The 13,644-nt window shown below is 37.7% G+C and carries 11 protein-coding genes; all 11 read left to right on the top strand.

All coding sequences use genetic code 11. The features are described from left to right. Positions 1-60: 60 nt before the first annotated feature. A complete protein-coding gene (locus HUV91_RS13380; RefSeq protein ID WP_174493734.1) occupies positions 61-822 on the top strand; it encodes a PP2C family protein-serine/threonine phosphatase in 762 nt (253 codons plus the stop codon). Between the two features lie 21 nt (positions 823-843). Further along, positions 844-1,044: a DNA translocase FtsK gene (locus HUV91_RS13375; protein ID WP_174493733.1), complete on the top strand. Its 201-nt coding sequence runs from the start codon at positions 844-846 to the stop codon at positions 1,042-1,044. Positions 1,045-1,068: 24 nt separating this feature from the next. Continuing rightward, the gene (locus HUV91_RS13370; RefSeq protein ID WP_174493732.1) at positions 1,069-2,712 is read left to right on the top strand and encodes an McrB family protein; all 1,644 of its coding nucleotides are present in this window, start codon (positions 1,069-1,071) and stop codon (positions 2,710-2,712) included. Position 2,713: 1 nt separating this feature from the next. Continuing rightward, positions 2,714-4,141, top strand: a complete 1,428-nt coding sequence (locus tag HUV91_RS13365; RefSeq protein ID WP_174493731.1) for a 5-methylcytosine restriction system specificity protein McrC — start codon at positions 2,714-2,716, stop codon at positions 4,139-4,141. Between the two features lie 158 nt (positions 4,142-4,299). Further along, a complete protein-coding gene (locus HUV91_RS13360) occupies positions 4,300-5,889 on the top strand; it encodes a peptide chain release factor 3 (RefSeq protein WP_174493730.1) in 1,590 nt (529 codons plus the stop codon). Between the two features lie 114 nt (positions 5,890-6,003). Beyond that, positions 6,004-6,828 (top strand): hypothetical protein, encoded by an 825-nt coding sequence (locus HUV91_RS13355; protein WP_174493729.1) that lies wholly within the window; start codon positions 6,004-6,006, stop codon positions 6,826-6,828. Between the two features lie 93 nt (positions 6,829-6,921). After that, complete coding sequence (locus HUV91_RS13350; RefSeq protein WP_174493728.1) at positions 6,922-7,905, top strand: RsiV family protein; 984 nt, start codon at positions 6,922-6,924, stop codon at positions 7,903-7,905. A gap of 36 nt (positions 7,906-7,941) precedes the next feature. After that, positions 7,942-8,766: a TatD family hydrolase gene (locus HUV91_RS13345; RefSeq protein WP_174493727.1), complete on the top strand. Its 825-nt coding sequence runs from the start codon at positions 7,942-7,944 to the stop codon at positions 8,764-8,766. A 123-nt stretch (positions 8,767-8,889) separates the two neighbouring features. After that, positions 8,890-11,646: an aconitate hydratase AcnA gene (gene acnA / locus HUV91_RS13340; protein WP_174493726.1), complete on the top strand. Its 2,757-nt coding sequence runs from the start codon at positions 8,890-8,892 to the stop codon at positions 11,644-11,646. Positions 11,647-11,815: 169 nt separating this feature from the next. Continuing rightward, positions 11,816-12,592: a ThiF family adenylyltransferase gene (locus HUV91_RS13335; protein ID WP_130072050.1), complete on the top strand. Its 777-nt coding sequence runs from the start codon at positions 11,816-11,818 to the stop codon at positions 12,590-12,592. A gap of 344 nt (positions 12,593-12,936) precedes the next feature. Continuing rightward, positions 12,937-13,581, top strand: a complete 645-nt coding sequence (locus HUV91_RS13330; RefSeq protein WP_130072049.1) for a hypothetical protein — start codon at positions 12,937-12,939, stop codon at positions 13,579-13,581. Positions 13,582-13,644 lie beyond the last annotated feature (63 nt).

The raw sequence follows: 13,644 nt of genomic DNA, 5'->3' as shown, positions 1-13,644 counted from the left end.
TTGATTGTCTTATTGTAATTTGATAAAAATAAACTCACTATCAAGTATGAGATCGGTGTGATGAGTACTTTTGAAATGCAAGGTCTGACATGGAAGGCAAGGTCGAAGTATCAACAAGATGCCATTTTGATTGAAAATAAAGTGATTCAACATGATGGGCTAATGAGTAAACGATATTGCCATTCTGAAAATGAGCAGTGGTGTGTTGCTGTAGCGGATGGGATTAGTAATAGTCCAGCAGCTGAGCAAGCAGCTTATACAGTTTTAAATGCTTTAATACAAAATAGAAAGTTAGAACTATATCAAGCATTCACCGTTCAGCAGTATCTTGTTGATCAAGTAGCACATCAAAAAAATGGTTTTGGCGCAAGTTCAACACTCGCACTCATTCAAAATAATGGCGAACAAGGTTTTGTGACCATTCAACATATTGGGGATAGTCGAGTATATTTGTTTAGCCAGCATGATCAAAAGTGGCACTGCCTGACGAGAGATCATAATTATCTTGAACAGCTAAGAGAAAATGGCGAGATAAAAGAAGGAGAAAATTATGCCAGTATTTATGGTGCATTATTACAATACTTTTGTGCTGATCCCTTGCATGAAGTGATGGATTTTACAACAACAGAAGAATACTTAACTGAAAATGATGCCTTATTGGTTTGTACAGATGGTGTGCATGATGTGGCGGAGTGTGGGGAATGGCCTGCTTTAAAAGTGGATATGGAGCTTCGGGCATGGTTGCTCAATATGAAAGCGTTATTAGATTCGAAACAGGTATATGACAATGTCAGCATGGTCTTAGTCCGAGCAAAAATTTGATTTATTGAAAATGGGGGAGTTATGCAATCAGACGATCTTTTTGAACGTGCTAAATTGTTTACTGAAGAGGTTGGGGGTATTTCTGTTTCTAGTCTACAACGTAAGTTTTTAATTGGACATACTCAGGCAGAAACGTTACTTAAACAGTTAATTAAAGACAATATTTGCGAGAGCTATTTTGTTCAAGGACAAGGCTATATTTTAAAAAAGCTTTTGAAGTAAATTAATTTAGAAAAAGGATACAGTATGTCGATCAGATTAAAAAATCTTTATAAGCTTTTAATTGAAAATAGAAAGCATGAGATTCAAGGGTGGAATAAAGCATATAAAAATTTTTATAGTCAGGTTGAGGAAATCCGTGAAAGGTTAAAAAGTGGGGAAATCTTATCAAATCAAGATGAGAGTTTTTTACGTGAGCTTCTTTATAATTTAGATAACGGAATTGCTTCTCGTGGGCAATCAGTTTTGAGTAATGAGAATTTTATAAATTTTCTAAAAAACAAACAATTTTTATCAGCTTTAGAGAGCTTAATTGTTAATCCTAATATTGAAACTTATCAAAATTTTAATAAGGTTTGGTCTGACGAAGGTAAATCGAATAATCCAGTACTCATCAATCGAGTAGTTGCGGCATGTACGCTTGACGTTTCTACAACAGTGGACGCAGGTAAATTTAATCAAATTTTTAACTGGTTAATGCGTGAAAAAATTATTCCTATTTATCCTGATAGTGAAGCTCAAGACTGGTATTCAAAAAATTATTATTTGATGGCGATTTTGAAAAAAGTATTTAGTGAAGAGATTCAGAATCAAGAAACCGATGAGTTTTATTTAAGTCAGTTTGTGTGGGAGCTTTATGAAAACTTATCAAATCCATTTAGTTTAAAAAAACAAATTATCAAATACGGTGCTCCTGGTACAGGGAAGACTTTTCAAGCTCGTCAGCAAACTTCACTTTTATTTGATATTTGGAAAGAGGAATTTGCTGCCAATAGCGATTTTACTCATCATGGTCAGATTGAGTTAGTACAATTTCATCCATCTTTTAGCTATGAAGATTTTATTGAGGGATTACGTCCTATTTTGGATGAGAATGGTCAAGCTCAATTAAAATTACAGAATGGCGTTTTTAAAGACTTTTGTTTGAGTGCAGGTAAATGGGAGATTGATGTATTTCATTTGCATCTACAGAGCGAATGGGAGGATATAAAAATCATAGATTTAATTCCCTATAAAGATCAACTTAGCGGCTCACATTGGGATTATATCTTTAAAATAGAGGACCACAATAAGTTAGTTTCTGATGCAATTCCTCCATTCTTTTTTATAGTAGATGAAATCAATCGTGCTGAACTGTCTCGTGTTTTTGGCGAGTTAATGTACTGCTTGGAATATCGTGGATTTAAGGGATGCGTTAAAACTCAATATGCTAATTTGAATACGAAGCAAACAGGGATGTTGAAATTAGAGCAGACGTATCAATTTTTCATTCCGACCAATATATATTTAATAGGCACAATGAATACGATTGATAGAAGTGTGGAAAGTTTTGACTTTGCTCTTCGTCGTAGATTCTCTTGGCAAGAAGTGAAACCAGATATTAGATTGTTGAAATTCTACCTGTCAGAGCATTGTGCTAAATGGATTGAACTAGCCACTAGTCTTGAGAAGCTTAATGAAAAGATAGAAGAACAAGCTTTGCTCGGTCATGATTATCAAATTGGGCATGCTTATTTGATGAATTTGAAATATCCGAAAAGTTTAAGCTTAACAGAGGTGAAAGCTTCGATTTGGGAAGATAGTATCAGGCCATTATTGCAAGAATATTTACGTGGTACAGGTGAAGAAGCTGAGTTGATTATCTCCTTTAGCAAATCTTTTGGGGTTTAATATGTGGCTTTTTGATGTCATTAAAAATGGAACTCTAGTCGACAATCAGACGTATACAGTTCAAGATGAAATCTTGCGCAACCAACGACTAGATGCACCCATTAAGCTAAATAAAAGGGCGAATAGAAAATGGACGTGTCCTCTTAATAATGACCAAGCAGTTTGGGAGTTCATTAATAAGATATCTACTGATGTCAACGATTTCTTAATCAATCGTGGTGCTGATGCTTTGGTTCTCTTTAACGATGGTGAATATGAGCATAATACTGATGATACTTTATTAAGAGTCAACGGTGTTAATGTCGCTAATTTTACGCTTAGTACAGGTAATCTTATTGGCTTTATAAAACAGGGAGAATATTCACTGAAGATTAGTTCGCGATTTGGCGATAATTTTTTAAGATTTATTATCGCTGATGCTGACGGTTTTCTTGAGTTAGAGAATTTGGGTGGACAAATGGACGAGGAGGGGTATGAGTGGCTCCTCGCATATCTTTGGAATATTAAATTTAAGCGAGCGTATCGTTTAGGACTTCCAAAAACCTATGTAACAAAAAATGAGAAGTTAGCGCGAGTGCGTGGAAGGATTGATATTATTGATTATTTTAACAAAAAGATGTCAGGAAAACACTTATGTCGTTATAGAGCGCATAGCTACGAAAACGCTGCTGCTTCACTTTTCCTTGCTACTTACGAAATGATAGAGGATTACTCATTTTGTCAGCATACGAGGAGTATCTATAACGCATTTCTTATTGCTAATAACGGGGTGAAAAGGACGAGACAGGAGATTTTGCGAACGCAATATTTCACAAACCCATTTTATAATGATTACAATGTTCTTATAGATTTATCCAAGAAAATCATAAGTCAAAAAAGTTCTGATTTCAGTTCCGAAGACGCATCAAGCTCATTTTTATTTGACGTATCTATGCTTTTTGAATATTTCATTCGTAAGTTAATAAAAAGAGCTGGGATAATTATGCGTAGTAAATATGCACAAAATCATAAAATATCAGCAGGTATCAATACTGGATATATGAGGAAATTAGAGCCAGATTTGGTTCTCGAAGCTACCGAAGGTCTTTATGTATTTGATGTTAAATATAAAATTTTCGATAGTAGATTTGGCATTAGTCGTGAGGATCTATTTCAGCTTCATACTTACATCGGTCAATATGCTAATGAGGCTCAAATCAAAGGGTGTGGTTTTATATATCCAATATCAGAGAAGAATTGGAGATCATTGAATTTAGATAGCACGAATGGCGTAATTTCTAGTGTTATAAAACAACATGGCGTAGATATTCCTTTCCATGTGGTATTCTTTAAAATTACTGAAGATGATTTTAATTTCAATCTGTCTATGAGGAATGAGAGTTTAGATTTTTGTACACGTATAAAAGAAAAACTGATAGGAATGATATAAATCCTGTCAGTCATAAGATATGGACTCTTAATGGCCAAGACTTGAATATAGCGAGTTTAAATCTGCTACAATTGCGCCAATTTTAAGTTACCACTTCACTGGCTTGATACACATTTACAAGTGTGTACAAAACTGTGTACATATTGAAGATTTCCTTTATGTTTAAAGATCAATTAGCTAGAGAAGTTGCGGCACGCCGAACCTTTGCCATTATTTCCCACCCCGATGCGGGTAAAACCACAATGACAGAAAAACTGTTGTTATGGGGACAAGCGATTCAAGTGGCGGGAATGGTAAAAAGCCGTAAAGCCGATCGTGCTGCGACATCAGACTGGATGGAAATGGAAAAAGAACGTGGGATTTCGATCACCACATCTGTGATGCAATTTCCATTTAAAGATAAAATGATTAACTTGCTCGATACCCCAGGGCACGAAGACTTTTCGGAAGATACTTACCGTACCTTGACGGCAGTGGACTCTGCGTTGATGGTGATTGATGGTGCAAAAGGTGTCGAAGACCGTACCATCAAATTGATGGAAGTGTGTCGTATGCGTGACACGCCGATCATTTCATTTGTTAACAAAATGGACCGTGAAATCCGTGAGCCATTAGAGCTGCTTGATGAAATTGAAAATGTCCTCAAAATTAAATGTGTACCACTGACTTGGCCTTTAGGTACAGGACGTGATTTTGCGGGTGTATTTAATTTAATTGAAGAAAAATTTTACGTTTATAAAGCAGGGTTTGGTTCAACCATTACTGAAATTGAAGTTCGTGATGGCTATAACCATGCAGACCTTCGTGAAAAAGTCGGTGAACTCGCATGGGCTGCATTTGAAGAGTCTTTAGAACTCGTACAAATGGCAAATGAGCCGTTGAATCGTGAAGAGTTTTTGGCAGGTCGTCAAACGCCTGTATTGTTCGGTACGGCTTTGGGTAACTTTGGTGTAGACCATGTTTTGGATGCATTTAGTAACTACGCACCGCCACCTAAAGCACATCCAACGGAAGTGCGTACTGTTGATGCGACTGAAGAAGGCTTTACAGGCTTTGTCTTTAAAATTCAAGCCAATATGGATCCGAAACATCGTGACCGTATTGCATTTATGCGTATTTGTTCAGGTCGCTATGAAAAAGGCTTGAAAATGAAGCATGTACGTATCGATAAAGATGTACGAATCAGTGATGCTTTGACTTTCTTGGCCGGTGATCGTCAACACTTAGAGGAAGCTTGGCCGGGCGATATCATTGGTTTGCATAACCATGGTACGATTCAAATTGGTGATACCTTCACTTCAGGTGAAAAATTACAATTTACAGGTATTCCTCACTTTGCCCCTGAAATGTTCCGCCGTGTACGCTTAAAAGATCCTTTGAAATCTAAACAGTTGCAAAAAGGTCTTAAAGAGCTTTCAGAAGAAGGTGCAACACAAGTATTTATGCCGCAAAACAGCAATGACTTAATCGTAGGTGCTGTGGGTGTGCTGCAGTTTGAAGTGGTGGCATATCGCTTGAAAGAAGAGTACAAAGTGGACTGTATTTATGAGCCTGTGAGTATCAATACTGTGCGTTGGGTGTCATGTAGCGATGAGAAAAAATTCAATGAATTTAAGAAAAAAGCGCATGATCAGCTTTCTGTAGATGGTGGTGGTCATTTGACCTATCTTGCACCAAGTCGCGTAAATTTACAGTTGATGCAAGAGCGTTATCCTGACATCGAATTCCGTGCGACACGTGAACATTAATTATAGATTGTGATATATCATTGTCTTGAATCAAAAACAGCTTCCTGGTGAAGCTGTTTTATTTGCTCGTAGGTTCAAAATACTGAAATATAAGAGACAAAATGAGAGGGCGTAATGTACATTCATAAACGTTTCATGCTGATGCTTTGCCTGGGGATCTTTTTGTCAGCATGTGATTCAAATAAAAAATCATCACCACAAGAAGAATCGAGAGATGCCACTGTACAAGAAAAAGTAGTTGAAAAAGCTGAGGTTTTACCTTATCTAAATATTCAAGAAACAAAAGCAGATTATGCTGTACCATTTTGTGAAAAGAAAAATTGTATAGAAATCGACATACAAACTTTAAAAACTCAAGACCCTTGGTTAAATACTTGGATTGCCAATAACCAGGCCAAGGTGATTCAAGACCAAATTGGGTTAAAACAAAGCATGACTTTGCAGCAAGCTGTGAATGCCTATGTGAAAAAGTCAGATGCGTGGCAAGATGAGTTTTCTAAAAATAAAGCCTATGAACTACATCTGAGTACGAGAATGGCATCACAACGTAATCAGTATGTTTTATTGCAATTGTCGGTGGATACACAACAAGCTGAAGTTGCTGTCAAAGCGCGACAATACTTTTTTGTGGCAGATCGTAAAACACAGAAAAGCTTAAGTATTTTGGATGTGATCCAATCGAAACAACAAAATAAACTCAATGCTTGGGTGCAAGAGAAATACCAAGCATGGTTAAAAAAACAAGACAGTCTTGTGCAAAAATCTGCCCCGAAAAAGTTGTATTGGGGGCAGTCAGATTGGTTCTTTGATGGCGAAGGGGTGGGCTTACATTATCGTGCAGGAGAAATTGTGGAAGACGCTCAACAGTTAGATATATATTTTTCTAAACAACAAACCCAAGAAATTTTACAAGCACCCGTGTTTCAATATATGTTTTAAGCTTGGATACAAATAAATATTGAGTGTGTGATGGAGGAGGCATAAGCTAGCAGTATGCCTTTTTTATTTCTATTTGTTTTAAGGTTTTATGAGATGTTAGATCGGAAACACACATGTGTATTGTCTATTTTGATGGTAAGCCTTGCCTTATCTGCTTGTCAGCCGAAAGCAGATCAAAAAGAACAAAAACCGCCTGTAGAACAACAAAGCAGTTCAGAGGTCATCGACACGACATTGACTTTACAAGGTGAAGCCGAAAAAGTGGTATTGGATTTACCTGAATGTAATGGCAATAGTTGTTCTGAATTCACAGTTGAGCGCTTACATACCAATCAATTTGTCGTGGATAGTATTATTGATCAAGCCATCTTAAAAAACTTAGATCAAATCTTGGATGTTGGGCATCAAAGTAAAAGTATTCAAGAAGAAAAGAAAAAGAGTGAACAGCAGCAAAAACAAGATGAACAGCAAGCCAGTAGTAGTGTGATCGCTGCCAATGCAGCAAAAACACCTGCACAAACCATGGCGGATCAGCTTAAACCTTATGTCACGACTTTTGCAGCATTACAAAAAGAGCTGACCAGTTTAGGGGCGAGCAGTAAAATCAGTGTCAGCGTGAGTCCAAAAATTTTGAACTCGATTGAGCCCTTAGCAACAGTTGTATTAAATACCAGTAGCTATTTGGGAGGGGCACATGGTTCAGCTTCACAGGTTTACTATAACTTTGATTTAAAAAATCAAAAGCAAGTCAGTTTAGATGATATTGTTGAGCCAAACCAAAAGAAAGCATTAGAAAAATTGGCTTATGAGGCATTTAAAGTTTGGGTAGCGGATAATAAATTAGCGGATAATTTGCAAGAGTATGAGCAAGTCTGGAAATTTAAACTGTCGGATAATTTTTATCTGGGTAAGCAAGGTTTAATTTTACAATATGCTGAATATGAAATTGGTCCATATGTGGTGGGTTTACCCCGCTTAGAGATCTCTTATGACGCACTTAAAACTGTGTTGAAAAAACCGTATTTACCTGTGGAATTGGTGGTAGATCAACCTGCATCAACCGTGGTTAAAAACTAAATGTTTAAATAGGCAGCGAATACGCTAGCAAAATATATGTCTAAATTGGTTTTGTTTGATACGCATACACATTTTGATGTGGAAGACTTCGATGTAGATCGAGAGGTTTTAGCGTATCAAGCCAAAGCGGTAGGCGTAGAACGTTTGATTCTTATCGGTTTTCAGCAACAACGGTTTGCTGCTTTAATTCAAACGCAACATTTTTTAAATCAATTGCATCAGGCACCGCAAAGTTATTTAGCACCTGGTCTGCATCCATTCTATATTGAGCAACATGAACAGCAGCATTTGGCAGAGTTAGAACATATTTTAAATCATGAAGATTGTGTGGCAATCGGTGAAATTGGCTTAGATACGTTTTTAAAGCAACATAAACAAGCGGTACTGTTACAAAAGCAAAAAGATTTTTTTGCAGCCCAAATTGAACTTGCACAACAATTTGACAAACCCATACTGTTACATATCCGTAAATCCCATGCGGATGTTCTTGCGATGTTAAAACGACACCATTTTAAACTCGGTGGAATTGCACACGCATTTAGTGGTGGAGTGGAAGAAGCCAAAGCCTTTATTCAACTTGGTTTTAAAATTGGTGTGACAGGGCAGATTACAAACCCGAATGCCAAAAAGCTGATCAATGTCGTACAGGCTGTTGGGGCAGAACATTTGGTTTTAGAAACCGATTGCCCTGATATGACACCTTTATGCTGTCAAACCTCGCATGAACACCGTATACGTAATACCCCTGCCAATTTACCTTATGTGCTAGAAGGATTGGCTCAGCAACTCAATATTGCACCTGAAAAACTTGCTGCAATGCTTTGGGAAAATACGTTACAGGCATTACATTTGCCATTTTAAAAAAGTGAAAGTGCTAGAAATTTAACCAATTCATAACATCTATAAATTTGAATTGGCTTACATTAGAACAAGAGCGACTTCTTGCCATCCAATAAAAATGTATTTTACCAAAGGAGTAACCCCATGGGTAAATATAGCCACAAAAACAGTTTTAAAGCATTCAAAGATTTACAGGTTGGTTCAGCACAGTACAAAATTTTTAGTTTAAATGCTGCCCAAGCACAGTTAGATGACTTTTCAAAATTACCTAAATCATTGAAGGTATTGTTAGAAAATCTACTGAGATTTGAAGATGATGTCACAGTCAAAACCGAACATATTTTAGCGTTGGTGAATTGGCAGAAAACACAGAAGTCTGATCAAGAAATCCAATATCGACCTGCACGGGTTTTGATGCAAGATTTTACAGGTGTGCCTGCTGTTGTTGATTTGGCTGCTATGCGTGCCGCGGTAGCCAAAGCAGGGGTTGATCCTGACAAAATTAATCCATTGTCTCCTGTCGATTTGGTGATTGACCATTCTGTGATGGTGGATCATTTTGCAACGCCGCAAGCCTTTGAAGAAAATGTCGATATTGAAATGCAAAGAAATGGCGAGCGCTATCAGTTCTTACGTTGGGGACAGTCTGCATTTGATAATTTTAGTGTTGTTCCACCTGGAACAGGGATTTGCCATCAGGTCAACTTAGAATATTTAGCACAAGCGGTATGGCTAGGTGAAAGTGAAGGCGATACTTTTGCATTTCCAGATACCTTGGTCGGGACAGACTCGCACACCACCATGATTAATGGTTTAGGTGTTTTGGGTTGGGGGGTGGGAGGAATCGAAGCTGAAGCGGCAATGTTAGGACAGCCCATTTCCATGCTGATTCCCGAAGTCATTGGCTTTAAGCTCACAGGCAAATTAAAAGAAGGCATTACTGCCACAGATTTGGTATTAACCATTACACAAATGTTGCGTCAAAAAGGCGTGGTTGGAAAATTTGTAGAATTTTATGGCGATGGTTTAGCGGATTTACCTTTGGCAGATCGTGCCACCATTGCCAATATGGCACCTGAGTATGGTGCAACCTGTGGTTTTTTCCCTGTCGATGAAATTACTTTAGACTATTTAAGACTGACTGGGCGTAAAGCCGAGCGAATTGCCTTGGTGGAAGCCTATTGTAAAGAGCAAGGTTTATGGCGCAATGCAGGTGATGAACCGATTTTTACGGATGTATTAAGCTTAGATATGAGCACAGTACAAGCGAGTGTTGCTGGGCCAAAACGCCCACAAGATCGAGTACTTTTGGCGGATATTCCACACGTATTTGATGCGTTGATGGCACTTGATCTTAAACCTGCCAAAGAAGACAAAGAGCGTTTGGTCAATGAAGGTGGTGCAGGTGCAGCTGTTGATGCTAAACAATCTGCGGTACAAAATGATGAGCCGCACTGTGTGATTGAGGGTAAGCGTTATCCATTGGTGGATGGTGATGTGGTGATTTCAGCAATTACTTCATGTACCAATACCTCTAATCCAAGTGTCATGCTTGCAGCAGGGCTTTTGGCGAAAAAGGCAGTTGAAAAGGGACTGCATCGTAAACCGTGGGTAAAAAGCTCTCTGGCACCAGGTTCAAAAGTGGTGACAGATTATTTGGCTGCGGCAGGTTTAACCCCGTATTTAGATCAATTGGGTTATAACTTAGTGGGGTATGGATGTACCACCTGTATTGGTAATTCTGGGCCTTTACCTCAGCCGATTGAAGATGCAATTCAATGCTATGACTTAAATGTTGCTTCGGTACTTTCGGGTAACCGAAACTTTGAGGGACGTGTACATCCTTTGGTGAAAACCAATTGGTTAGCATCCCCCCCTTTGGTGATTGCATTTGGGCTTATGGGGACGATTCGCAAAGACATTACCCAAGAGCCTTTAGGTGTGGATTTACAAGGGAATAATGTCTATTTAAAAGATATTTGGCCGAGCCAAACAGAAATTGATGCGGTTTTACAAAAATTAAATACCGAGATGTATCATAAAGAATATGCAGCGGTATTTAACGGTGATGAAAAATGGCAAGCTATTTCAATTCCTAATAGCAAAACCTATGAATGGAATGCACAATCGACTTATATTCGTCATCCCCCATTTTTTGAAGGCATTGATCAGCCTGCAAAACCGATAGCCAATATTCTGGGTGCCAATATTTTAGCTGTGCTGGGTGATTCGGTGACGACAGATCATATTTCACCTGCAGGAAATATTAAAGCAGATAGCCCAGCGGGCAGATATTTACAGGCTCAAGGCGTGGCACAAAAAGACTTTAACTCCTATGGTTCACGCCGTGGTAATCATGAAGTAATGATGCGAGGCACATTTGCCAATATTCGGATTAAAAATGAAATGTTGGGTGGTGAAGAAGGTGGCAACACGCTTTATATTCCGACAGGTGAGAAGTTGGCAATCTATGATGCTGCTATGAAATATCAAAGCACACAAACGCCATTGGTGATTATTGCAGGGAAAGAATATGGTACAGGTTCATCCCGAGATTGGGCAGCGAAAGGAACAAATTTACTCGGGGTGAAAGCGGTCATTGCAGAAAGTTTTGAGCGTATTCACCGTTCAAACTTGGTCGGAATGGGGGTATTACCTTTGCAGTTTGTGAATAATCAAAGTCGTCAAAGTTTAAACTTAACAGGGCACGAGCAGTTGTCGATTAGGGGGCTGTCGGATGAATTACAACCCCATCAAACTTTAGATGTGGAGTTAAAACGTGCAGATGGTTCAATTGAGCAATTTAAAGTGTTGTGCCGTATTGATACTTTGAATGAAGTAGAATATTTTAAAGCAGGTGGTATTTTACATTATGTATTACGTCATCTGATTGCTGCTTAAAAAATTCAGTTCTCCAAGCCCTACCAGAATGTAGGGCTTTTTTTTATTCATAGATTTAAAATAATCTGCGCTCAATCGAGTGATTCAAGCAAGAGGAAATGGAAAATTTTCGATTTGGCAGTGGAGTTTGTTAAAATGGACAGGATTTTATCAATTTTAGATTTTTGCCATGACTGATGTACTTCAAAATGATGAATATGACCGCCGTTTTGCTGGTGTTGCCAAAATTTATGGAGAAGATGCATTTCAATATTATGAAAAAAGCCATGTCATGGTAATTGGAATTGGGGGAGTAGGTTCGTGGGCGGTTGAAGCTTTGGCACGTACAGGTGTTGGTGAGTTGACCTTGGTCGACATGGACTCGATTGCAGCCTCCAACATTAACCGCCAATTGCCTGCCATGACTGCAACATTGGGACAAGAAAAAATTGAAGTGATGGCAGAGCGTTGTCGTTCGATTAACCCGAGAATTAAAATCAATTTAGTGGATGATTATCTCAGTGCTGAAAATATCAAAGAAATTTTGGCAGATGCTCCTGATTTAATTTTAGATTGTATTGATGATGTCAAAGCCAAATTGGCGTTAATGTTACATTGTCGTTTTAATAAAATTCCCTTGATTGTATCGGGTGGTGCAGGGGGTAAATTAGACCCACTAAAAATTCGAGTGGCTGATTTATCAAAAACGGAACAAGATCCGATGTTAGCCAAGTTGCGTACACAACTGCGTGGTATGGGCATTTGCAAAAAACCGAAAGATAAATTTGGCATTACCTGTGTCTATTCCATTGATAATCCATTTTCGAGTGCCGATGTATGCGCAAGTGCAGGTTTACGTTGCGGTGGCTATGGCTCAGCTGTTGTGGTGACCTCAAGTTTTGCCATGGTGGCTGTGGCGGAAGTATTGAAAAAGTTGGATCAAATAAAGTCTAAACAGAGAGGTTAAGAGGGTTAAGATTAGCATCTACCAACATAAAAATTCTCAAATATACAAAAACCATTAGATGTTGTTGCTAAGATTTATACTTTTAATAGCGATATCTTTGCGTATTTTACGAAACATTTAGCTGAACAAAATTATCTTATTTTACCGTATGTAGAGTCACTCGATGTATTTGAGGGGTGTTTTGATCAAGATAGATGAGTTCATTCAAGGTATGATTGAGCTTTAAAAATATAAAATAAAAACCATTGAACTTGGAATAGAGATTGTTTAACGTCTTCTTTATGAATCTTATTCTATTTGATTCATAGCGTTAATGATGAATGGCGAGAATCAAAGGTTAGCACGTGAAAACATTATTTTTGGTTTTATTTCTTATGTTGAGTGTTGGATGCTCTTATTTTAAGACGACTCAACAAGTTGAAAATGATGTTAAGGCTCAAATTCAGGAAGCTTTTGATTTAAAAACAAATTTTAAGGATTATCATTTTAAAATTATTGATTTAAAAATTATTGATGAAAGTTTAAATCAATATACGGGTTTAGCCACTGTTGAATATCAAGGTCAAACTCACAAAATGACCGTAAAAATCATGAGAAATGGTGATGAGCTTGTTTGGCGGATTCCTGCGGAAAATTTTGCTTTTGTAAAACAAATACAGCTTGAAAAATATCAGCATGATTTAGATGCAAAACTAAATGCAATCACCATTACCGATAATGATCGACTTTCATATGTCAATCCTAATCTAAATGCTGCGAGTTCTGCAGAAAATGTCGCTGAGATGTTTGCAGCAGAGACTTCTTCTGCATCAGAAATCCTTGAAGATGGAGTAAATTTATCAACTGCGCTTTTAAATGTGGAAGATCGATCCTTAAAATCTTCAGAAGTGGCTGAGAATTTGGAGCAAAAAAATAAAGTTGGGATGGATGTGGAACATTTAGAATCTAAAAATCTCTATAAAGCTGCTATTCAGGAGCAAGTAAAATAAAGGCTTAAAATTTGAGTAGCGTTTAAAAAGTTTCGTCCAACTTATTTTGAAGCTGAGTATATA

Origin of the sequence: Acinetobacter sp. Marseille-Q1623 (assembly GCF_902809895.1) — a bacterium.
Classification (GTDB): domain Bacteria; phylum Pseudomonadota; class Gammaproteobacteria; order Pseudomonadales; family Moraxellaceae; genus Acinetobacter; species Acinetobacter piscicola_A.
The sequence above is the reverse complement of the archived record's forward strand: the minus strand, read 5'-3'. Positions and strand labels throughout refer to the sequence as shown.